This is a genomic window from Streptomyces sp. NPDC005791, from assembly GCF_042871485.1.
In the GTDB taxonomy this organism is placed as follows: domain Bacteria; phylum Actinomycetota; class Actinomycetes; order Streptomycetales; family Streptomycetaceae; genus Streptomyces.
This window is the reverse complement of record NZ_JBIAIP010000005.1, coordinates 329,471-354,145: the sequence shown is the minus strand read 5'-3', so window position 1 is coordinate 354,145 and position 24,675 is coordinate 329,471. Positions and strand designations below refer to the sequence as shown.

The window sequence follows — 24,675 nt, the reverse complement described above, 5'->3', positions numbered from 1 at the left end:
GCATGACAGCACTTCACCCCAGACGGGCGCGACTCCACGGGCGTTACTGGACACAGGGGGAACACCATGCGCCTTTTCGACCGCTCCAAAGAATTACACATACTTAACGAGGCGTTTACCGAAAGCACTCGAAGATCTGGGCGCCTGGTGATAGTCACGGGCGGCCCCGGCTCCGGTAAGACCCAACTTCTGCACGAATTTCTGGCTGCTACGGACCGATCCGGCGCGCGTATACTTCAGGGCACGGCACACCCGGCCGAGCGCGACCGGCCGATGAGTCTGCTGCGGCAATTATTGCGTAACGGCGAAGTGGAGCCCGTCCCGTCGAACGCCGCACGACCGGCGGGCGGGCATACGAAGGCTCTCTCCCGGCGCTTCGGGCACCGAGGCGATCCCGAGCCGGGAACGACGGAGGCGCTGCTGCGGCTCGCGGACGGCCGACGCCCCTTGGTGGTGGCCGTGGACGACGCCCATCTCATGGACGAGGCCTCGCTGAGCGCCCTCGTCCATCTGCTGGACAGGAGCCGGTCCCGGCCCGTCCTCGTGGTGTGCGCCACCTCCGGCCACCCTGGCACCGGACGCTCGGCCGCCCACGCCGAGCTGATCCGCCGACCGCACCGCCGGGCCCGTCTCGGCCCCCTGTCGGAGCGTGGTGTCGGCGAACTGATCGCCGCCCAGTCGGGAGCCGCCCCGCCGGCCGGAGCGGGCCGCGCCTTCCACCGGGCCACGGCCGGCAACCCCCTGCTGGTGCACGCCCTCCTGGACGACAGCACCCGCTTCGGCCGCGACATCGCCCGCCCCATCGCCGGCACCGCCTACCGCCAGGCCGTGCGGTCATTCGTCCAGAGCGGTGAGCCGCGCCACAAGCAGGTGATCCGGACCCTCGCGGCCCTCGGCACACCCGCCTCCTCCGGCGTCCTGAGCCAGTTGGCCGACACCACGCCCGCCGGGGTCGAGGAGGCCGTCGAGGCGTTCAACTCCATGGGGCTGCTCGACGGTCACGTCTTCCGGCTGCCGGCCGCGGCGACCGCGGTGCTCGACAGCATGGACACCACCACGCGCGCCGCGCTGCACACACGCGCCGCCGACCTGCTGTACCGCTGCGGCGCGCCCGCCGGCGACGTGGCCCGGCACCTGAGCGCCGCGGACCAGGTCCCGCTCCCGCAGCCGTGGGGTCCCGGCGTGCTGCGCGCCGCCGCCGAGCAGGCCCTGGCCGCGGACGACGTGGAGTTGTGCGGCAGTTATCTGAACCTGGTACTGCGCGACTGCACCGACCCGCAGGAACGCAACGCCCTGTCGGCCGCCCTCGCCCGGGCGGAGTGGCGCGTCAACCCCGCTGCGGCGGGCGCCCACCTGGAGCCGCTGCGCGGGCCCGCCCTGGACGGCGCGCTGAGCATGCGCGACACCGCGACCGTCATGCGGCACATGTTGTGGCAGGGCGACACCGAGCTGGCCGCCGAGACCGTGGCCACCCTGGTGCCCGCGCGCTCCCCCGCCGACGCGCAGATCCTCGTCGAGGTCGAGTTCGTACGGCAGTGGTTCTACGGAGTCGCGCTGCCCGCCAGAAGCCCGCAACGCACGGGCGCCGACCCACGCCGCCGGGCTCCCGCCGACCGCACGGGCGGACTGGCCGCGCAGGTGGCGGTACTGGTCGGCGGCGTCGCCACGGACGACTCCGCGGCGGCCGTGGCCCAGGCCCTGCAGGGCCGCAAACTGGACCATCTCAACCTGGAGTTGGTGGCGATGGCGCTCCTCGCCATCGCCCACGCCGACCGGCCCGCGGTCGCCGCCGAGGCGTGCGACGCGCTGTTGGAGTCCGCGGTCGAGCGCCGGGCGACCACGTGGCAGGCGCTGCTCGGCAGCGTACGTGCGGAGATCGCGCTGCTGCGCGGAGACATGGCGACCGCGGCCGAAGGCGCCGACAGGGCGCTGAGCAGCCTGCACGAGGGAAGCTGGGGAGTCCTCGCCGGGCTCCCGCTGTCGACGGCGATCTTCGCCCACGCCGCCATGGGCGCCTACGACGAGGCCGAGCGGGTGCTCAAGCGGGACGTCCCCGAGCCGATGTTCCGCACCGTCTTCGGCATCCAATACCTGCGGGCCCGGGGGCACCACTACCTGCTCACCGGCCGGCCGTTCGCCGCGCTGAACGACTTCGAGACGTGCAGCGGTCTGATGAGGCAGGGGAACTCCAGCCTCCAGAAGGGCATCCCCTGGCGGTCCGACCTGGCCCTGGCCAATCTGCGGATCGGCAAGGCCCGCACCGCCCGGGAGTGCGCCGAGGAACAGCTGCGGCTTCCCGGTGGTCACAGTTCCCGCGCACGGGCGATGGCGCTGCGGATGCTGGCCGCCACCAGCAAGCCGCACCGCCGGGCCTCACTGTTGCGTGAGGCGGTCGACCTGCTCAAGCTGTGCGGCGACCAGCACACCCTCGCCCAGGCCTACGCCGACCTGTCCGCGGCCCACTACGAACTGGGCGAGTACGCCCGCGCCCGGCTGGTCGCCCGCCAGGCGGCCCGTGAGGCGAAGGCGTGCAGCGTCGATTCGCCCGTCGACGCGCATCTGCTGGAGGAGCCCGGGCAGTCCGACGGGTCCGAGGCCGAGGGCCCGGCCATCCTGAGCGACGCGGAGTGCCGGGTCGCGGGCCTGGCCGCGCTGGGGTACACCAACCGCGAGATCAGCGGCCGGCTGCACGTCACCATCAGCACGGTGGAACAGCACCTCACCAGGGTCTACCGCAAGCTGAACGTGGCCAGCCGGTCCGAACTGCCGCCGAAGATGCTGGAGCACCGCATCCCGAAACTGTCCGACCGCTGGGCCACCCACTCCTCGGTGGGCTGACCTCCGGCCCTCCCCGCCCGAATCCCGTCCACCTGCGCCGCACGGCCCCCTCCGCGAGTCTCCTCGAGGCTCCGGAGGGGGCCTTTTCGGCCGTTCGGCAGGGCTTCGCATGACCCGGCGGGCGGACTCCCCGCTCCGGGGGCCCGCCCCCGCGGGGGCGGGCATGGGTGAGCCCGGGGCGCGTGTCCGGCGCCCCGGGCTCATCCGTCCCGTCGTTCCACCCGTCGTCGGGTCAGCCGAAGCTGCCGAGTTCGTCGTCGAGGATGCCGAAGAGCTCGTCGGCCGTGGCCGCCTCCAGCCGCTTCCCGCCCGCACCGTCGGCCGTCGCGGGTTCCTGCCACTGCGCCGAACCGTCCCAGCGGGCGGTGAGGGCCCTGAGGCGTGCGGCGACCCGGGCACGCCGCTCGTCGTCGAGCTCCTCGGAGCCCAACGCGGCTCCCAGCACCGTCTCCAGGCGTACCACCTCGGCCTCGACGTCGACCAGTTCCTCGTCCGCCCCGCCCAGTTCCTCGAAGAGGTGCTGGGCGAGGGCTTCGGACGTCGGGTAGTCGAAGGTGAGCGTGGTGGACAGCCGCAGCCCGGTCTCGGCGGCGAGACGGTTGCGCAGCTCCAGCGCGGCGAGCGAGTCCACGCCGAGGTCGCCCAGCGGACGTTCGGCGTCCACGGCACTGCCGGAGCCGTGTCCGAGGACGTCGGCCACGTGCCGGCACACCGTGTCGACCAGCAGTCGCCTGCCGTCCGCGGCGCCGAGCGCGGCCAGCCGCCGTGACAACGGCTCCGCCGCCTCCGGGACGGTCTCCACCGCTCGGACGTCCCGGCGGGCCGGAGTCGTCGTCCGTGCCGGTGCGATGGCTCGGACCAGAGCCGGAGCGTCCTCGGTGACCTGGACGCGCATCGGCAGGAGCATCGGGCCGTCGGTGGCCAGGGCCCGGTCGAACAGGGACAGCGCCCGGTCCGCGGGCAGCGGCAGGATGCCGTCGCGGGCCAGCCTGCGCATCTCTGCCTCGCCGAGCCCGGCGGCCATGCCGTCGCCGGTGTCCCACAGCCCCCAGCCCAGTGACAGGGCGGGCAGGCCCTCCGCCCGCCGGCCGGCGGCGAGGGCGTCGAGGAAGGCGTTGCCCGCCGCGTAGTTGGCCTGTCCCGCCGCGCCCAGGGTGCCGGCGGCGGAGGAGAAGAGGACGAAGGCGTCCAGCTCCAGGTCGCGGGTGAGCTCGTGCAGGTGCCAGGCGGCGTCGGTCTTGGGCCGCATCACCGTCTCCGTGCGCGCGGCCGTGAGGTCGGTGAGCAGACCGTCGTCCAGGACACCGGCGGCGTGCACGACGGCGGTCAGCGGATGGGCTTCGGGGACGGAGGCCAGCAGTTCGGCCAGCGCGGCACGGTCGGTGGTGTCGCATGCGGCGACCCTGATCCGCGCGCCGGGCGCGACGGGCTCCTCGTACCCCTCCGTGTCCGCCTTCCGGCCGCCACGTCCCACCAGCAGCAGGTGTCTGGCGCCGTGGTGCTCGGCCAGGTGCCTGGCGAGCAGGCGGCCGAGGCTGCCGGTGCCGCCCGTGATGAGGACGGTTCCCTCCGGGTTCAGCGAGATGGCGGGCGTGGTCCCGGGCTCGTCGGCCCTGGTCAGCTCCGGCGTGTACACCGTGCCGCCGCGCAGAGCGAGTTCGGGCTCACCGGTCGCGACGGCGGCCGGCAGCGCCGCGACGGATGCGGCGTCGCCGTCGGTGTCCACCAGCACGAACCGGCCGGGGTGCTCGACGGCGGCGGACCGCACCAGGCCCCAGACGACGGCCTGGGCCGGGTCCGGTGCCCCGTCGAGGGTGACGGCGACCGCGGACCGGGTGACGACGACCAGGGGGTCGCCGTCCGCCGGCGCGGCCAGGTGTTCCTGCAGCGCGGCCAAGGTGCGCACGGCGGTCTCGCGGGCCCGGGCCGGCAGGTCGCCTTCCGCGGTGTCGTCCACGGTCACGGTCAGCGTGCGGGGCTCGGTCACCGCCCCGCCGGCGGACACGTGCGCCGGGGTCCAGCGCAGGGCGAACAGGTCGCCGGGGTCGGGCGCGGCCGCGTTCAGCTGCTCGGCCGTCACCTGGCGGATGCGCAGCGACGCCGCCTCGGCGACCGGTGCGCCCGAGGCGTCGTACAGGCCCAGGGTCATGTGGTCGCTGCCGTGCGGGGTGAGCCGCAGCCGCAGGGCCGTGGCACCGGTGGCGTACAGGGTGACTCCCTCCCAGGCGAAGGGCAGGGTCATGACGGTCGGGTCCTGGCCGTCGAGCAGGTCGATGGCGTGCAGAGCCGAGTCGAGGAGTGCCGGGTGCAGTCCGAAGCCGTCGGCCGCGTCGGCGTCGGGGAGGACGAGATCGGCGTAGACCTCGTCCCCGAGCCGCCAGGCGGCGCGCAGGCATCGGAACAACGGGCCGTAGCCGTAGCCCTGCTCGGCGAGGTGGTCGTACAGGCCGCTCACCTCGACGGGCACGGCGCCCTCGGGCGGCCAGACGGCGACGGTGGCCGGTTCGGGCGCGGGCCGCGGGGCGAGGACGCCGGTGGCGTGCCGGGTCCAGTCACCGTCGGCGCCCTCGGACCGGGCGTGCACGGTCAGTTGCCTGCGGCCGTCGGCGTCGGGGGCCGCGGCGGTCACCTGGAGCTGCACGGAACCGTGCCGGGGGAGGACCAGCGGGCGCTCCAGGGTCAGTTCCTCCACGTACGGGCAGCCTGCGCGGTCGCCGGCCTGGAGGGCGAGCTCCACGAAGGCGCTCCCGGGGACCAGGACGACTCCCGCGACGGCGTGGTCGGCCAGCCAGGGGTGGGTGGCCAGGGAGAGGCGGCCGGTCAGCGCGACCGTGTCCGCGGCGGCCAGGGTGAGTACGGCGCCGAGCATCGGGTGCCCGGCGGGTGTCTGTCCGAGCCCGCCGGCGTCGGTGGCCGTCCCGGGCCCGTCCGCCAGCCACAGCCGCTGCCGCTGGAAGGCGTACGTCGGCAGGTCGACGCGACGGACGCCGGTGCCGTCCTGGGCCCGCTGCCAGTCGACGGCAAGGCCGCGGACATGGGCGGTGGCGACGAGGGAGGCGAACGTCACCTCTTCGTCGCGCTCACGGCGCAGGGCCGGTACGAACACCGACCGCTCCGGGTCGGCGAGGGCGTGCGTGCCCATGGCCGACAGGACGGCGTCGGGACCGAGTTCGAGTAAGGTGCGGACGCCGTCGTCCTCGAGGGCGCGGATCACGTCCCCGAAACGGACCGCCTCGCGGACGTGACGTACCCAGTACTCGGGCGAGCACAGGTCGTCCTCGGTGGCGTACGTGCCGGTGACGTCGGAGACGACCGGGATCGCGGGCGCCGCGTAGCGCAGTTCGCGGGCCGCCTTCTCGAACTCGGCCAGCATCGGGTCCATCAGGGGCGAGTGGAAGGCGTGGCTGACCCGCAGCCGCTTGGTGCGGCGGTCGGCGAATGCTGCGGCGACCGCGTCCACCGCGGCCCGCGTACCGGAGACCACGACCGCGCGCGGGCCGTTGACGGCGGCCAGGGACACGTCGGGGCCCAGGTGCGGCAGCACCTCGTCCTCGGTCGCGTCCACGGCGAGCATGGCGCCACCGGCGGGCAGGGCCTGCATGAGCCTGCCGCGCGCGGTGACCAGCCGGGCCGCGTCCGCGAGATCCCACACACCGGCGACGTGCGCTGCGGTCAGTTCGCCGATGGAGTGGCCGGCCAGCCGGTCCGGGCGGATGCCGTAGGACTCCAGCAGGCGGTACAAGGCCGTTCCCACCGCGAACAGGGCGCTCTGGGTGTAGAGCGTGTGGTCGAGCGACTCGGCCGCGTCGGTTCCCGGTTCGGCCCACATGACCTCGCGCAGCGGGCGGTCCAGGTGCGCGTCCAGGGCCTCGCAGACCTCGTCCAGGGCCCGCCGGAAGGCGGGGTGGGCGTCGTACAGGCCACGGCCCATGCCGGGACGCTGGGCGCCCTGGCCGGTGAACAGGAAGGCCGTGCGGCCTGCGACGGGCCGGCCGCGCACCACGGCGTCGGTGGCGGTGCCGTCGGCCAGCGCGGTCAGACCGGCCAGCAGTTCGTCCCGGTCACGGGCGACGACCGCGCCCCGGTGGGTCAGGGCGGCACGGCCCGTGGCCAGCGAGTGGACGAGGTCGGTGATCCGTTCGTCGGCGACGGCGCGCAGCCGGCCGGCCTGGGCGGCCAGTGCCTCGGGGGTGGCCCCGGACACGACCACGGGCAGCAGGGGGGCCGCTTCGGTGTCGGAGGAGGTGTCCGGTGTGTCCTCGGCAGGTGCCTCCTCCAGGATCACATGCGCGTTCGTACCACTGATCCCGAACGACGACACCCCCGCACGACGCACCCGCTCACCCCGCACCCACGCCTGCTCCTCCTCCAGCAACCGCACATGCCCCGCACCCCACTCCACCTTCCGCGACGGCACACCCGCGTGCAACGTCCGGGGCAACACCCCCTCCCCCAACGCCAACACCATCTTCATCACACCAGCCACACCCGCGGCCGCCTGCGTATGACCAAGATTCGACTTCACCGACCCCAGCCACAACGGACGCCCCACCGGACGACCCTGACCGTACGTCGCCAACAACGCCTGCGCCTCGATCGGATCACCCAACTCCGTACCCGTACCGTGCGCCTCCACCACATCCACCTCGTCCGCCGAAACCCCCGCGGACACCAACGCCTGCCGCAACACCCGCTGCTGAGACGGACCGTTCGGCGCCGTCAGACCATTCGACGCACCATCCTGATTCACCGCACTCCCACGCACCACCGCCAACACCCGATGCCCCGCCCGCCGCGCATCCGACAACCGCTCCAACACCAGCACACCGGCGCCCTCCGACAGGGCGGTGCCGTCCGCCTCCTCGGCGAAGGACTTCACGCGGCCGTCCGCGGCGAGATTGCGCTGTCTGCTGAAGTCGACGAACGTGTCGACGGTGGACATCACGGAGACACCACCGGCCATCGCCAGGGTGCACTCACCACGTCGCAGCGCCTGCGCGGCCAGGTGCAGCGCCACCAGCGACGAGGAGCAGGCGGTGTCGACGGTGAGGGCGGGCCCCTCCAGTCCGAGGGTGTAGGCGACCCGGCCCGAGACGACACTGCCGAGGCTTCCGTTGCCGAGGTAGTCGCGGACGGCCTCCGGGACGTCGCGCAGCCGGCTGCCGTAATCGTGGTACATGACGCCGGCGAACACCCCGGTGCGGCTGCCGCGCACGCTGTGCGGGTCGATGCCGGCGCGCTCCAGCGCCTCCCAGGAGGTCTCCAGCAGCAGCCGCTGCTGGGGGTCCATGGCGAGGGCCTCGCGGGGGCCGATGCCGAAGAAGTCATGGTCGAAGTCGGCGGCGTCGTACAGGAATCCGCCCGAACGGGTACTGCAGTGGCCGGGCTTGCCGGGCTCCGGGTCGTACAGGTCGTCCAGATCCCATCCCCGGTCGTCGGGGAAGGCGCCGATGCCGTCCCCGCCGTCGGCCAGCAGCCGCCACAGTTCCTCGGGGGTGGTGATTCCCCCGGGGTAGCGGCACGCCATGCCGACGATGGCCACGGGTTCGTCCGCCGCGTACTCGGTCTCCGGTACCGCGGCACCGGGGGCGTCCCCGGCGTCGTCGCCGAGGAGTTCCGTCTTCAGGTACCGCACCAGGGCGTCGGCGTCGGGGTGGTCGAAGACGAGGGTGGCGGGCAGCCGCAGGCCGACGGCGCCGCCCAGACGGTTACGCAGTTCGACCGCGGTGAGCGAGTCGAACCCTGCCTCGCGGAAGGAGCGTCGCGGGTCGAGCACCATGTCGCTGCCGTGGCCCAGGACCGCGGCCACCTGGGTGCGGATCAGCTCCACCAGCTCCGCGTCCCGTTCGGCCGGGCCCAGGGCGGCCAGCCGGTCGGCGAGCGAGGACCCGGTGGCCCGGGCGGCCGCGGCCCGGCGGGCGGGTGCGGGCACCAGGCCGCGCAGCAGGGCGGGGACGTCGTCGGCGCCGCGCAGGGCGCGCAGATCCAGGCCGATCGGCAGCAGGAACGGCTCGTCGGCGGCGAGCGCCGTGTCGAGCAGCCGCAGCCCCTCCTCGGTGGGCAGGGGCCGCACCCCCGCGCGCGTCATGCGCTCGACGTCGGCGTCGGTGAGGTGGGCGGTCATGCCGGTGCGCTGTTCCCAGAAACCCCAGGCCAACGAGAGCGCCGGCAGCCCCAGGGGGGCCCGGTGCGCGGCGAGGGCGTCGAGGAAGGCGTTGGCGGCGGCGTACCCGGACTGTCCGGCTCCGTCGACGGTGCCCGCCGCCGAGGAGAACAGCACGAACGCCGCCAGGTCCATGTCCCGGGTGAGTTCGTGCAGGTTCCAGGCCGCGTCCGCCTTCGGCCGCAGCACCGCGTCCAGGCGCTCGGGGGTCTGGTCGGTGACCAGCCCGTCGTCGAGGACGCCCGCGAGGTGCACGACGGCGGTCAGGGGGTGCGCGGCGGGCACGTCGGCCAGGAGCGCGGCCAGTTCGTCGCGCTCGGCGGCGTCGCAGCGGGCGACGACGACCTGGACGCCCCGCTCGGTGAGGTCGGCGAAGTCGTCCGCGGCGATGCCGCTGCGGCCGGCCAGGACCAGGCGGCGTACACCGTGTCCGGTGGCCAGGTGCCGGGCGACCACGGCGCCGAGCACGCCGGTGCCGCCGGTGATCAGTACGGTGCCGTCGGGGTCGAGCGTGGCGGCGCTCCCCCGTACTACGGCGCGGGCCAGCCGGGGCACCCGGACGGTGTCCCCGCGCAGGGCCAGTTGGGGTTCGCCGCTCGCCGCGGCGGCGCGTACGGCGGCGGCGACGCGGTCACCGTCCGGGCCGTCCGCCGTTCCCGGGTCCCCGTCCACGAGGACGACCCGGTCAGGGTGTTCGCCCTGGGCGGCTCGGACGAGGCCCCACACGGCGGCGCCCGCCAGATCGACGGCGCTCTCCTCGCCGGTGGCGACCGCGCCGTCGGTGAGGACCAGCAGACGGGACGTGGCCGTCCGGTCGTCCGCCAGCCAGTCGTGCAGGGCGGTCAGGACCCGTTCGGTCGCCTCGCGCACCGAGGCCACCGGCTCGTCGCCGCCGGTCACCGGCAGGACCACCCAGTCGGGAAGTGGTGCGAGCGCGGCCGTACCCCTCTCGTCCAGGAGGGCGTGGCCGGGGGTCGCCGCGGCCGGAGCGGGCACCGCGGGCCAGTCCAGCCGGTACAGGTCGTCGGCGTGGACCGGGGAGGCCAGCGCTCCGCCGTCGACCGGGCGGGAGACCAGTGCCTCGACGGCGGCGACCGGGGCGCCGGTGGGGTCGGCCAGTTCCAGGGAGAGCGTGTCGCCGCCGCGGAGGCGGACCCGCAGGGCGGTGGCCCCGGCCGCGTACAGCGACACACCGGTCCAGGCGAAGGGCAGCCGGGCCGCCCCCTGGCCTTGCGCGCCGAGACCGTCGGCGTGCAGGGCGGCGTCGAACAGGGCCGGGTGGAGGCCGAAGCCGCCGGCCTCGCCGGGGAGTTCCACTTCGGCGTACGTCTCCTCGCCGCGTCGCCAGGCCGCGCGCAGGCCCTGGAAGGCCGGCCCGTAGTCGTAACCGAGGGCCGCCAGTTCGGCGTAGGCGTCGTCCGCAGGGACCGGTGCGGCGCCGGGGGGCGGCCAGGCCGCGAGGTCGAAGGCGGGCGGCGCGGTCTGCGGTGCGAGCAGGCCCGAGGCGTTCAGGGTCCAGGAGGCCTCGTCGTCGCTTTCCGGGCGGGAGTGGACGGTCACCGCGCGGTGCCCGTGGTCGTCGGTGGGCGCCACGTGCAGCTGGAGCTGGACGGCACCGCGCTCAGGCAGCAGCAGGGGGGCCTGCAGGGTGAGTTCGGTGATGTGCCCGCAGCCGAGGCCGTGGCCGGCGCTCAGCGCCAGCTCCACCAGCGCGGTACCGGGCAGCAGGGTGGTGCCGGAGACGGCGTGGTCGGCCAGCCAGGGCGTGGTGGACAACGAGAGCCGGCCGGTGAACAGGGTGCCGCCGCCGGCGACCGGGACGGCCGCGCCCAGCAGCGGATGGTCGGCGCTCCGGAGCCCGGCGGCGGTGACGTCGCCGGCGGCCGCGGACCGGCCGAGCCAGTAGCGCTCACGCTGGAAGGCGTAGGTGGGCAGGTCGGCGGCCCGCACCGGCATCCCGGCGAACACCGGGGACCAGTCGACCGGGACGCCGGCCACGAACGCCTCTCCGAGCGAGGTGAGCAGGCGTTCGGCGCCGCCGTCGTCGCGGCGCAGCGAGCCGAGGCCGGTGACGGCCGCGTCCGCGGCGTCGGCGGTCTCCTCGATGCTGTTGAGCAGCACCGGGTGAGGACTGCACTCGACGAACACCCCGTAGCCGGCCTCGAGCAGGGACCGGGTGGTCGGCTCGAACAGGACGCTCCGGCGCAGGTTGGTGTACCAGTAACCGGCGTCCAGCGTGGTGGTGTCCAGCACGCTGTTGGTGACGGTGGAGTAGAACGGCACGTCGGCGGGCCTCGCCCGGACGTCCGCGAGGTCGGCGAGGAGCCGTTCGCGGATCGACTCGACGTGGGCGCAGTGCGAGGCGTAGTCCACCGGCAGCCGCTTGGCGCGTCCGCCGTCGGCGACGATCGTCTCGCGCAGGATGTCGAGGGCGTCGGCGTCCCCGGAGAGCACCACCGAGGAGGCGCCGTTGACAGCGGCCACGGAGACCCGCCCGTCGTGCGCCGCGACGAGTTCGCGTGCCCGGGACTCGGGCAGGGCCACCGACATCATGCCGCCGCGGCCGGAGAGCGCCTCGGCGATGGCCTGGCTGCGCAGGGCCACGACGCGGGCCCCGTCGGACAGGCTGAGCGCGCCGGCCACGCACGCGGCGGCGATCTCGCCCTGGGAGTGGCCGATGACGGCGGCGGGACGCACCCCGTGCGCGCGCCACACCTCGGCCAGCGACACCATGATCGCCCACAGCGCGGGCTGTACGACGTCCACGCGCTCCAGCGGGCGGCGCTCGCGCACGGTTTCGACGAGGTCCCAGTCCGTGAAGGGCGCGAGGGCCTCGGCGCAGTCGGCCATGGTGGCGGCGAACACCGGAGAGGCGTCCAGGAGGTCGGCTGCCATGCCGGCCCACTGGGACCCCTGCCCGGGGAAGACGAACGCGATGCGGGACTCCCCGGCCGGTGCGCCGCGCACGACTCCGGACGCCGGGTCGCTCTCGGCCAGGGCGGTGAGGCCGGCGGTCACGGCGCTCAGGTCCGCGCCGACGACGACGGCCCGCCGGTCCAGGGCCGCACGGGACGTGGCCAGGGAGTGGGCGACGTCGGGCACCGGGTCGGTGCCCGCCTCCAGGTGGTCCAGGAGGCGGCGGGCCTGCGCGGCGAGTCCCGGCTCGTCACGGGCGGACAGCACCAGCGGCAGGGGGCGGTCCCAGACCGGCTCCTCGGCGCGCGGCTCGGGCTCGGGGGCCGCCTCGACGATGACGTGGGCGTTGGTGCCGCTGATCCCGAAGGAGGACACGGCGGCACGGCGGGGCTCACCGGGGGCGGGCCACTCGCGGGGCGCGCCGAGCAGTTCGACGGCTCCGGCCTCCCAGTCCACCTGGGTGGTGGGGCGTTCGGCGTGCAGGGTCCGGGGCAGCCGGCCGTGGCGCATGGCCATCACCATCTTGATGACGCCGGCGACTCCGGCGGCGGCCTGGGTGTGCCCGATGTTGGACTTCACCGAGCCCAGCCACAGCGGCTCCTCGCGGCGGTCCTGGCCGTAGGTGGCCAGGAGTGCCTGGGCCTCGATCGGGTCACCGAGCGGGGTTCCGGTACCGTGCGCCTCCACGGCGTGCACCTGGTGGGGTTCCAGGCGGGCGTCGGCGAGGGCGGCGCGGATGACGCGCTGCTGGGAGGGGCCGTTGGGCGCGGTCAGGCCGTTGGAGGCACCGTCCTGGTTGACGGCCGAGCCCTTGATGACGGCGAGGACCTCGTGGCCGTTGCGGCGGGCGTCGCTCAACCGCTCCAGCAGCAGCAGCCCCACGCCCTCGCCCCAGCCGGTGCCGTCGGCACCCTCCGCGAAGGACTTGCAGCGGCCGTCCAGGGCGAGGCCGCGCTGGCGGGAGAAGTCGATGAAGGTGTCCGGGGTGGACATGACGGTCACCCCGCCGGCCAGGGCGAGACCGCACTCACCGGTGCGCAGGGCCTGCACGGCCAGATGGAGGGCGACCAGCGAGGAGGAGCACGCGGTGTCGACGGTGACGGCCGGACCCTCCAGGCCGAGGGTGTAGGACACGCGGCCGGAGGCGACGCTGCCGAGGTTGCCGTTGCCGAGGTAGCCCTCGACGCCCTCGGGAACGTCGGTGAGCCAGCTGCCGTAGTCGTGGTACATGACGCCGGCGTAGATGCCGGTGCGGCTGCCGCGCAGGGTGTGCGGGTCGATGCCGGCCCGCTCGAACGCCTCCCAGGCGGTCTCCAGCAGCAGCCGCTGCTGGGGGTCCATGGCGACGGCCTCGCGCGGGCTGATGCCGAAGAAACCCGGGTCGAACCGCGGAGCGTCGTGGAGGAATCCGCCCTCGCGCACATGGGTGCGGCCCGGCACGTCGGGGTCGGGGTCGTAGATGGCGTCGACGTCCCAGTCCCGGTCCCCGGGGAAGTCGCCCACGGCGTCCACTCCGGCGTCGACCAGCTGCCACAGCTGTTCGGGTGTGCTGACGCCGCCGGGGTAGCGGCAGCTCATGGCGACGACGGCTACGGGCTCGTGTGCGGCTTCGGATATCCGGTCGTTGTGCCGGCGCAGCCGCTCGTTCTCGAGCATGGCCTCGCGCAGCGCCTCGACGATCTGCTCGACGGATGTGTCCACGGTCGGTGTCGCTCCCTGCTGACTCGGCGGCGCTGATGATGCGGTGGAGGTGCGATGGAGGTGCGCCGGACGTGGATCGCCGGCGCCGGACGCGGCGCGTCGTCCGGCACCGGATCGGGTCATTCGGGGCTGCTGCGGTTGAGGGCGGCGCGCACCAGATCGGCGACGGCCATGGACTTGATGTCCATGGGCGGCTCGGCGGCGGCCTCGGCAGGTGCGGGCGCGGAGAGTTTCAGCAGCCCTTCGAGCAGTCCCGCCTGGCGGATCCGCGCGACCGGGATCCGGGCGATGAGGTCCCGCACCTCGTCGTCGGCCCTCGGTTCGGCGGGCTGCGGGCCGGAGTCCGGGGCGAGCCGGTCGAGCAGGTGGTCCGCGAGGGCCGTCGGGGTGGCGTAGTCGAAGATGAGGGTGGAGGGCAGGCGCAGTCCGCTGACGGCGTTCAGCCGGTTGCGCAGTTCGACCGCGGCGAGTGAGTCGAATCCCAGCTCGGTGAAGGCGCGCCGGGGGTCGACCGCCGCGGGGCCGTCATGGCCGAGGATCGCGGCGACCTCGGTGCGGACCGCTTCGAGCACGGTGTGCCCGTGGTCGGCCTCCGGCAGCCCGGCCAGGCGCTCCCCGAGGGTACGGATCCGGTCGTCCTGCGCCGCGCGGGCGGTGACTCCGGCCAGGGTGCGCAGCACGGGGGGTACGTCGTCACCGCGGCGGCGCAGGGCGGCGGTGTCCAGCCGGACCGGCACCAGGGCGGGGAGCCCCGATTCCAGGGCCGCGTCGAACAGTTCGAGGCCCTCTGCCGGGTCGAGCGCGCCGATGCCGGACCGTTCGATCCGCTGGACGTCGTCCCGGTCGAGGCCGGCTCCCATGCCGCCGCCGGCCCACAGGCCCCAGGCGAGCGCGGTGGCGGGCAGGTTCAGGGCGGCGCGGTGGGCGGCCAGGGCGTCGAGGAAGACGTTGGCGGCGGCGTAGTTCCCCTGGCCCGCGGCGTCGATGGTGCCGGCGGCCGAGGAGAACAGGACGAAGTGGGCCAGGTCCCGGTCGAGGGTGAGCTGGTGCAGGTACCAGGCGGCGTCCGCCTTGGGCCGGAGCACGGTGTCCAGACGCTCGGGGGTCAGCGAGGGGACCAGCCCGTCGTCGAGGACGCCGGCGGTGTGCACGACGCTGTCGACGGGGTGCGCGGCCAGCAGTGCGGCGAGTGCCGTCCGGTCGGCGACGTCGCAGGCGACGACGTCGGTACGGGCGCCCAGGGCGGCCAGTTCCTGGGCCAGTTCGGCTGCTCCGGGGGCGTCGGGCCCGCGTCGGCCGGCCAGGACCAGGCGGGTGACGCCGTGCCGGGTGACGAGGTGGCGGGCCAGCAGGGCGCCGAGGCCTCCGGTGCCGCCGGTGACCAGGACGGTGCCCCAGGGGCGGGCGGCGCGCGGGGCGTCCGGTTCCACGACGCGCGTCAGGCGCGGGGCGTGGGCCCGGCCGTCCCGCCACAGCACCTCCGGCTCGCCGGAGTCGAGGACGGCGGCCAGTGCGGCGCGGTCCGGTACGGAGCTGTCGGGGCCGGGCCGGCCGACGAGGACGATCCGGCCCGGGTCCTCGGCCTGTGCGGCCCGTACTAGCCCGTGCACGGCGGCGTCGGCGAGGGTTCCGGCGGTGAGCACCATCAGCGTCGAGCCGGCCCACCGTTCGTCGCCCAGCCACTCCTGGACGGTCGGGAGTGTCGCTTCCAGCGTGGTGCGCACGATCTCCGGCAGCTGCTCCCCGTCGGTGTGCGGGGCGCGCACCGGGAGGACGACGACGTCGGGCGCGGGGCCGTCGACCGCGGCCAGGCCGGGGTGGGCGGGGGCGCCGAGGCCGGCGTCGTCGGGGCCGAGCACGGCCCAGGTCCGGCGCTCCGGCCGCCCGGCGGAGTCCGGCAGCGGTTCCCCCTCGGTGACGTAGAGGGAACGCGCGCGTCCGGTGAGCCGGTCGGCGGTGACGGGCCGGGTGACGTAGGACTCGACGGTGGCCAGCGGCCTGCCCTCGGTGTCCGTCAGGTCGAGCCGGGTGCCGTCCTCCCCCCGGGTGACACGGACGCGTGCGGTGAGCGCCCCCCGGCCGTGCGCGGTGACGCCGGTCCAGGCGAAGGGGAGGGCGATCGTACCGGCGGGCGTGTCCTCGCCGGGGTCTTCGCCGGTGAGGGACGTCGCGTGCAGGGCGGAGTCCAGCAGCGCGGGGTGCAGGGTGTGCCGGGCGGCGTCCTGCCGGGCGTCGGCGGGCAGTTCCAGCTCGGCCAGGACGGTGTCGCCGAGCCGCCAGGCGGCCCGTACGCCGCGGAAGACGGGGCCGTAGTCGTAGCCCTCGCTGTGCAGGCGCGGGTAGAGGCCGTCCGTGTCGAGCGGGACGGCGCCCGGTGGCGGCCAGGCGCCTGCCTCCACGGTGCCGGTGAGGGCGCCGGCGCCGGTGAGGGTACCGGTCGCGTGCCGTGTCCAGCCCTCGTCCTCGTGGGCGTTCTCGGCCCGGGAGTGGATCTCCACGGAACCGTCGGGCCGCGCGGCGACCTGGAGACGTACGGCGTGGTCCCCGGGGAGCGCCAGCGGGGCCTGGAGGGTGAGTTCCTCCAGGACGGGCCGGCCGGTCAGCCGGCCGGCGTGCAGGGCGAGGTCGACCAGGGCGGCGCCGGGTACCAGCACGGAGCCGAGCACGGCGTGCTGGCTGAGCACGGGGTGGGTGGCGGTGGAGATCCGTCCCGTGAGCAGCAGTCCGGCGTCGCCGGGCAGGTCCAGGCGGGCGCTGACGTACGGGTGGTCGGCGGCGGCGAGGCCGTGTCCGGCGGCGTCGCCCCTGGCGGTGGTCGTGGGCAGCCAGTAGTGGCGGTGCTCGAAGGCGTAGGTGGGGAGTTCGGTGCGGCGTCCCGCGTAACCGTCGTACAGGACCGACCAGTCGACGTCCGTGCCCCGGGTGTGCACCGCGGCCAGCGCGGCGAGAAGGCCGGGGACCTGGGCGGTGTCCTTGCGGGCCGTGGGGACGAAGTCGGTTCCCTCGCTGTCGGGGAGGCAGTCCGGGCCCAGGGCCGTCAGGACGGGTGCGGCGCCCAGTTCGAGGAAGGTGTCGACGCCCTGCGCGGCGAGTGTCCCCACGGCGTCGGCGAAGCGCACGGTCTGGCGTACGTGCCGCACCCAGTAGTCGGCGGAGCCGAGTTCGGCGGCCGTGGCCTGGACCCCGGTGAGGGTGGAGACGATCGGCAGGACCGGTTCCGCGGCCGGGAGGGCCGCCATGACCCGGCGGAACTCCTCCAGCATGGGCTCCATGCGGGGTGAGTGGAAGGCGTGCGAGACACGCAGCCGCCGGGTGGTGGTGAAGTGCGCGGCGACGGCGGTGACGGCGTCCTCCTCGCCGGACACGACCACGGCGCGTGGGCCGTTGACGGCGGCGATGCCGCACCGCTCGTCCAGCAGCGGCGTCACCTCGTCCTCCGAGGCCTGTACGGCGATCATCGCGCCGCCCGCCGGCAGCGCCTGCATGAGCCGGCCGCGTGCCGCGACGGCGGTCACGGCGTCCTGCAGTGACCAGACCCCCGCGACGTGCGCGGCGGCGAACTCGCCGACGGAGTGGCCGGCCAGCCAGGCGGGCCGCACTCCGAAGGACTCCAGCAGGCGGTGGAGGGCGACCTGGGTGGTGAACAGGGCGGCCTGGGTGTAGGCGGTCTGCTCCAGTACGTCGGGGTGGTCGCCGAGGACCACCTCGGCGAGCGGCCGTTCCAGGTGCTTGGCGAAGAGCTCGGCGGCGCGGTCGAAGTGTTCGGCGTAGACGGGGTAGGTGTCGTACCAGTCGCGGCCCATGCCGGGCCGCTGGGCGCCCTGCCCGGAGAACAGGTGGGCGAGGGTGCCGTCGGTGGCGGCGCCGGTGACGAGCAGGCCGGGTGCCTCGTGTCCGCGGGCCAGGGCGTCCAGTGCTTCGGCGGTCCGCCGCTCGTCGGTGGCCAGGACGACGGCGCGGTGCGGGTGGGTGCCGCGGGTGGTGGCGAGGGCCAGACCGAGGTCCGCGGGTGCGGTACCGGTCAGGTCCCTCAGTCGGGCGGCCTGGCCGCGCAGTGCCTCGGGCGAACGCGCGGAGACGGCGAGGACGGGCACGGGCGGCAGGGTGGCCGGGTCGGGATCCGCGCTCTCCGGCTCGCCGCCGGTGAACTCCTCCAGAATGACGTGGGCGTTGGTGCCGCTGATCCCGAAGGAGGAGACCCCCGCGCGGCGCGGCCGGTCAGGGGCACGCCAGGGCCGCTCGTCGGTGAGGAGCCGCACCGCGCCCGCCGTCCAGTCCACCTGGGTCGAGGGCGCGTCGACGTGGAGGGTGCGCGGCAGGGTGCCGTGCCGCATCGCCATGACCATCTTGATGATGCCGGCGACCCCGGCGGCGGCCTGGGTGTGCCCCATGTTGGACTTGACCGAGCCCAGCCACAGCGGCTCGTCGTCCGGCCGTTCCTGGCCGTAGGTGGCCAGCAGCGCCTGGGCTTCGATCGGGTCGCCGAGCGTGGTGCCCGTGCCGTGCGCCTCGACGGCGTCGACGTCGGCCGGGGTCAGCCCGGCGGCGCTCAGCGCGGCGCGGATCACCCGCTGCTGGGAGGGGCCGTTGGGAGCGGTCAGGCCGTTCGACGCCCCGTCCGAGTTGACGGCGGAGCCGCGCACCGTGGCCAGCACCCGGTGGCCGTTGCGGCGTGCGTCGGAGAGGCGTTCGACGACGAGCATGCCGACGCCCTCGCCCCAGCCGGTGCCGTCGGCCGCCTCGGCGAACGACTTGCAGCGGCCGTCGGCGGCCAGCCCGCGCTGCCGGGCGAAGTCGACGAAGGTGTCCGGGGTCGACATCACGGTGACGCCGCCGACCAGGGCGAGGTCGCACTCGCCCTGCCGCAGTGCCTGGGCGGCCAGGTGCAGGGTGACGAGCGAGGAGGAGCAGGCGGTGTCGACGGTGACGGCCGGGCCCTCCAGGCCGAGGGCGTAGGCGACCCGGCCGGAGACGACGCTGCCCAGGCTGCCGTTGCCGAGGTAGGCGGCGAGGTCGTCGGGGACCTCGGTCAGCCAGGTTCCGTAGTCGTGGTACATGACGCCCGCGAACACGCCGGTACGTGACCCGCGCAGGGCCGCCGGGTCGATGGCGGAGCGCTCCAGGGCCTCCCAGGAGACCTCCAGGAGCAGGCGCTGCTGCGGGTCCATGGCGGTGGCCTCGCGAGGGCCGATGCCGAAGAAGCCGGGGTCGAAGTCGGCCGCGTCGTAGAGGAAGGCGCCCTCGCGGGTGTAGGTGCGGCCAGGGGTCCCGGGCTCGGGATCGTACAGGGTGTCGGTGTCCCAGCCGCGGTCGGCGGGGAAGTCGCCGACCGTGTCGACACCGTCGGCGACCAGGCGCCACAGGTCTTCCGGGGAACGGACGCCACCGGGATAGCGGCAGCCCATGCCGACGATGACGACGGGATCGTCCCCGTCGGCGGGGCGCGGACCGGCGGCGGGCTCGCCGGTCGGCCGCGAGGTGCCGAAGAGGGCGTCTCGGACGTGATCGGCCAGGGCGCGGGAGGTGGGGTGGTCGAAGACGAGGGTGGCCGGCAGCCGCAGTCCGGTGACGGTGTTGAGCCGGTTGCGCAGTTCGACGGCGGCCAGGGAGTCGAAGCCCAGTTCGGTGAAGGCCCGCCCGGGGTCGATGGCTGACGGGGAGTCGTGCCGCAGCACCCCGGCCACCTCGGTGCGGACCAGGTCCAGCAGGGCGCGTTCCCGGTCGGCGGCGGGCAGTTCCGCCATCCGCCGCTCCTGGTGGGGCGCGGTGTGGGCGGCGGCCCGGCGGGCGACGGGGCGGACGAGGGCGCTCAGCAGCGGCGGCGGGCCGTCGGGCCGGCGGCGTACGGCGACGGCGTCGATCTCCACGGGGACGAGGTGCGGGCTGCCGGAGCGGACGGCCGCGTCGAAGAGCCGCAAGGAGTGTTCGGCGGACAGCCCGGGGACGCCGTACGCGGCCACGCGCTCCACGGCGGCGGCGTCCAGTGCGGCGCCCATGCCGGTGCCGGTGGCCCACAGGCTCCAGGCGAGGGCCGTGGCGGGCAGTCCCCGCGCCGCGCGGTGGGCGGCGAGAGCGTCCAGGTAGGCGTTGGCGGCTGCGTAGTTGCCCTGGCCCGGTCCGTCGAGGACGGCGGCGAGCGAGGAGAACAGCACGAAGTGGGACAGGTCCCGGTCGAGGGTGAGTTCGTGCAGGTGCCAGGCACCTGCGGCCTTGGCGTGGAAGACCTCGTCGACCATGTCGTCGGTGAGGCTCTCGACGATGCCGTCGCGCACGGCGCCGGCAGCGTGGACGACCGAGTCGACCGGATGCCGGGCCAGCAGACCGCGCAGGGCCTCCCGGTCACCGACGTCGCAGGCGGCGACGGTCACTTCGGCGCCCAGCGCGGTCAGTTCGGCGTGCAGTTCGGGGGCGTGCCCTCGGCGTCCGGCGAGGACCAGGCGGCGCACTCCGTGGGCGCGTACCAGGTGGCGGGCCAGGAGGGCGCCGAGGCCACCGGTGCCACCGGTGATCAGGACAGTCCCCCAGTCGCCTGCCGGCCGGGGTGCGGCGGCCGCTTCGACGGCGAGCCTGGGGACGGCGAACCGTCCGCCGGCGAGGGAGAGTTCGGGTTCGCCGGTGGCGAGCACCTGGCGCAGCTCGGCCTCGGAGGGCAGGCCGTCGTGTTCGACGAGGACGTAACGGCCGGGGTTCTCGGCCTGTGCGGAGCGGACGAGGCCGCGCATCGCGGCGTGGGCGGGGCTGCCGGGCGCGCTGACGAGGACGAGACGGGTGCCGGCCGCCCGTTCGTCGGACTGCCAGGTCTGCAGCAGGCGCAGTACGTCCAGGACGTGGGCGCGCGCCTCGACGGCGTCGGCACCCGCCGGGCCGGCCGGGCGGTACACCACGGCGTCCGGCGCGGGAGCGTCGAGCAGCGCGTCCACGGCGTCGGCGAGCACGTCTTCGGCGGGACCGTCGTGCGGCGGGCCGGCCGGGGCGCCGTCGAGGACGGCGGTGCGCAGGGGCGCGGTGGTCGCCGGCCTGGGGTGCGGCGCCCACTGCACGGCGTACAGGACGTCGGTGTCCGGTACGGGCAGAGAGGTCATGGCCTCGACCTCGGCGACGGGGGCGCCGGTGGTGTCGGTGAGGTGAAGACCGATGGTGTCGCCGTCGCCACGGGTGATCCGTACGCGCAGGGCGGAGGCGCCGGTGGCGTGCAGGCGTACGCCGGTCCAGGCGAACGGCAGCAGCACCTCGCCGCGCGGCGGGGCACCGAGGTCGGCGGCGTGCAGCGCGGCGTCCAGCAGCGCGGGGTGGAGTCCGAAGCGCGCCGCGTCGGCGGTGGCGTCCTCGGGCAGGGCGACCTCGGCGAGGATGTGCTCGCCGTGCCGCCAGGCGGCACGCAGGCCCTGGAAGACGGGCCCGTAGGCGTATCCCTCGTCGGCGAGGTCCGCGTAGACCTCCGTGGTGTCCAGGGGTTCGGCGTCCGGCGGCGGCCACGCGCCCGGCTCGGTGGTGGCGGCAGGTGGGGCGGTGTCGGTGAGCACACCGGCCGCGTGCCGGGTCCAGGGCGCGTCCTCGTCGGCGCGCGAGTGGACGGAGACGGTGCGCCGTCCGGCGTCGTCGGGTTCGCCGACGGCCACCTGGACGGCTACGTGCTCGTCGGGCGCGAGCACCAGCGGTGCGCCGAGGGTGAGTTCTTCCAGGGCGGTGGCGCCGACGTGGTCGCCGGCCCGCAGGGCGAGCTCGACGAAGGCGGTGCCCGGCATCAGGACGCGGCCGGCGATCACGTGGTCCGCGAGCCAGGAGTGGGTGCGGGTGGAGAGGCGCCCGGTCAGGACGACACCCTCCGCGCCGACCGCTACGACGGCTGCCAGCAGCGGGTGCCCGGCCGCGATCTGCCCGAGGCCGACCGCGTCGGCGGGCGTGCCCGGTTCCAGCCAGAAGCGGCGTCGCTGGAAGGGGTAGCCGGGCAGCGCGACGGGGCGTGCGTCCTGGCCGGCGTGGTGCCGTGTCCAGTCGACGGGGACGCCGCGGGCATGGGCCGCGGCGAGCGCGGTGACGGCCTCACGGGCCTCGGGACGATCGCGCCGCAGTACCGGCAGGAAGGCGGTGCCGGGCACGTCCGTGCAGTCCGGCCCCATGGCGGTCAGCACCGCGTCGGGGCCGATCTCCAGGAACGTCCGGACACCGGCGTCGGCGAGCCACCGCACGGCGTCGTGGAAGCGGACCCGGGCACGGACGTGTTCCACCCAGTACTCGGGATCGCACAGTTCGCTGCCGACGGGGGCGCCGGTCACCGTGGACACCACCGGCACGGTGGGTTCGGCGTAGTCCAGTACCTGTGCGACCCGGCGGAACTCGGCCAGCATCGGTTCCATCAGCGGTGAGTGGAAGGCATGGCTCACCCTCAGGCGCTTGGTGTCGTGCCCGCGCGCGGCGAGTTCGCCGGCGATGCGCTCCACGTCGTCCAGGTCGCCGGAGATCACGACGGAGGTGGGGCCGTTGACGGCGGCGATGCCGGTGCGCTCGGTGAGCAGCGGCGCGACGTCGCTCTCGCCGGCGCGGACCGCGACCATGGCGCCGCCCTCGGGCAGCCGCTGCATGAGCCGGCCGCGCGCGGCGACCAGGATGGTGGCGTCCTGCAGGGAGAGGACCCCGGCCACGTGCGCGACGGCGATCTCGCCGACGGAGTGCCCGGCGAGGTGGTCCGGCCGCATCCCCCAGCTCTCCAGCAGTCGGTGGAGGGCGACTTCGACGGCGAACAGGGCGGGCTGCGCGTACTCGGTGCGGTGCAGCAGTTCCGCGTCGGGTGTGTCCGGCGGGGCGAACAGGACGCTCCTGAGCGGCTTCGGGAGCTGGAGGTCGAAGTGGGCACATATGTCGTCGAGGGCATCGGCGAACGCGGGGTAGGCGGCGGCGAGTTCACGGCCCATGCCCAGCCGCTGGCTGCCCTGCCCGGTGAACAGGAAGCCGAGTTCACCGCCCGCCCGCCCGGTGACGGGGGTGCTGCCCGATGCCACGCCGGTGAGCGCCTCCCGCAGCTCGTCCCGGTCGGCGGCGACGAGGACGGCACGGTCGGGCAGCGCCGCGCGGGAGGTGGCCAGAGCGTGGGCCAGGTCGGCGGGTTCCGTGGTGTCGGCCAGCGGCAGCAGGTCGGCGGCGCGGGCCCGCAGGGCGGCCTCGCCCCGGGCGGACAGCGGAAAGACGAGCGGGACCGGGGCGGCGTCCGCCACGGCCTCGTGGGCGGCCTGCGGAGCCTCCACGTCCGGGGCCTGGGCACCGTCCGGGTCCTCGGGGAGGTCGGCGGAGTCCGGCTGCTCCAGGATGACGTGTGCGTTGGTGCCGCTGACGCCGAAGGAGGAGACTCCGGCCCGGCGGGGGCGGCCGGTCGTCGGCCAGGGCCTCGGCTCGGTGACCAGTTCCACGCTGCCGGAGGTCCAGTTGGCGTGCGGGGTGGGGGCGTCGACGTGCAGGGTCGCGGGAATCCGACCGTGCCGCATGGCGAGGACCGTCTTGATGACACCGGCCACACCCGCCGCGGCCTGGGTGTGCCCCAGGTTGGACTTGACCGAGCCGAGCAGCAGTGGGGCCCCCTCGGGGCGGCCCTGTCCGTAGGTGGCCAGGAGCGCGGTCGCCTCGATGGGGTCGCCGAGGCGGGTCCCCGTGCCGTGCGCCTCCACCACGTCGACGTCGGCGGGGCCGAGTCCGGCGACGGCCAGCGCCCGGCGGATCAGCCGTTGCTGTGCGGTGCCGTTGGGGGCGGTGAGCCCGTTGGAGGCACCGTCCTGGTTGACGGCGGAGGACCGTACGACGGCGAGCACCTGGTGGCCGTTGCGTCGGGCGTCGGAGAGCCGCTCCAGGACGAGGACACCGACGCCCTCGGCGAAGCCCGTGCCGTCCGCGGCGGCCGCGAAGGCCTTGCAGCGGCCGTCGGCGGACAGACCGCGCTGTCTGCTGAACGCGGTGAAGACGCCCGGTCCGCCCATCACCGCCACCCCTCCGGCCAGTGCCAGCGAGGACTCGCCCTGCAGCAGTGACCGGCAGGCCAGGTGGACGGCGACCAGGGAGGCGGAGCATGCGGTGTCGACGGTGACCGCCGGTCCCTCGGTGCCCAGCACGTAGGCGACGCGGCCGGAGATGACGCTGGAGGCGTTGCCGGCCAGCAGATGGGCGTCGAGTCCGTCCGGCGCGTCGTGCAGGCGCGGGCCGTACTCCTGCACCTCGGCCCCGAAGAACATGCCGGCCGCGGTGCGGCGCAGCGTGGTGGGGTCGATGCCGGCGTCCTCCAGGGCCAGCCAGGAGGTCTCCAGGATGAGCCGCTGCTGCGGGTCCATGGCCATCGACTCGCGCGGGCTGATGCCGAAGAACTCGGCGTCGAACTCGGTGGCCGTGTCGAGGAATCCGCCGGTGCGGGCGTAGGAGCTGCCGGGGACGTCCGGGTCCTCGTCGAAGAGCTGCTTCAGGTCCCAGCCCCGGTCCTGGGGGAATTCCGAGAGGACCTCGCCGCCGTCGGCCAGCAGGCGCCACAGGTCGGCCGGCGTCTCGATGCCGCCGGGGAAGCGGCAGCCGATGCCGACGATCGCCACGGGTTCGTCGGCGCGGCCGTCACCGGCACCGGCCGGCTCAGGCGGTGCCTCGTCCGCGGACCGGTTCCCGGCCAGCAGCCGGTCGGCCAGGTCGCGCACGGTGGGGCAGTCGTAGGCGAGGCCGACGGGCAGGTCGAGCCCGGTCCGTTCGGTCAGCCTCCGGTGCAGGTCCACCGCCGCGAGCGAGTCGAGTCCCTGCTCCGCCAGCGGTACAGAAGGGTCCAGCGTCCGCGAGGTGCCCGGCCGGGCCGCCTCGACCGCCTCGGTCACGGCGGTGCGCACCAGATCCGTCACCAGTCTGCGGTGCTGTGTCGGTGCGGCCTCGGCGAGCATTCGCGCCAGGGCTGATTCGGCTCCGGGCCCGTTCATCCACGCATCTCCACCTTCGACCGACACCGTTTTCCACCTTTTTTCTTACCGTAATGACGAACCCCGGAACGGCCACACCCTTAGGTACCCCTAGGGTCTTTCGTTCGAAGCAGGTTGGATCAG

General features: G+C 74.9%; 3 protein-coding genes. 1 reads left to right on the top strand and 2 read right to left on the bottom strand.

From position 1 onward, the window contains the following. Window positions 1–66 precede the first annotated feature (66 nt). Window positions 67–2,838, top strand: a complete 2,772-nt coding sequence (locus ACFYSH_RS13170; RefSeq protein ID WP_359478150.1) for an AAA family ATPase — start codon at window positions 67–69, stop codon at window positions 2,836–2,838. 232 nt (window positions 2,839–3,070) lie between these two features. Here ACFYSH_RS13170 and ACFYSH_RS13165 read toward each other — a convergent pair whose 3' ends face one another. Next, the gene (locus tag ACFYSH_RS13165) at window positions 3,071–13,618 is read right to left on the bottom strand and encodes an SDR family NAD(P)-dependent oxidoreductase (protein ID WP_388752269.1); all 10,548 of its coding nucleotides are present in this window, start codon (window positions 13,616–13,618) and stop codon (window positions 3,071–3,073) included. 119 nt (window positions 13,619–13,737) lie between these two features. After that, window positions 13,738–24,552: an SDR family NAD(P)-dependent oxidoreductase gene (locus tag ACFYSH_RS13160; RefSeq protein WP_388752267.1), complete on the bottom strand. Its 10,815-nt coding sequence runs from the start codon at window positions 24,550–24,552 to the stop codon at window positions 13,738–13,740. Window positions 24,553–24,675 lie beyond the last annotated feature (123 nt).

What these genes read in the sequence shown, in the direction of transcription:
- ACFYSH_RS13170 (WP_359478150.1), top strand. Translation starts at nt 67, where the DNA reads ATGCGCCTTTTCGACCGCTCCAAAGAATTACACATACTTAACGAGGCG.
- ACFYSH_RS13160 (WP_388752267.1), bottom strand. Translation starts at nt 24,552, where the DNA reads ATGAACGGGCCCGGAGCCGAATCAGCCCTGGCGCGAATGCTCGCCGAG.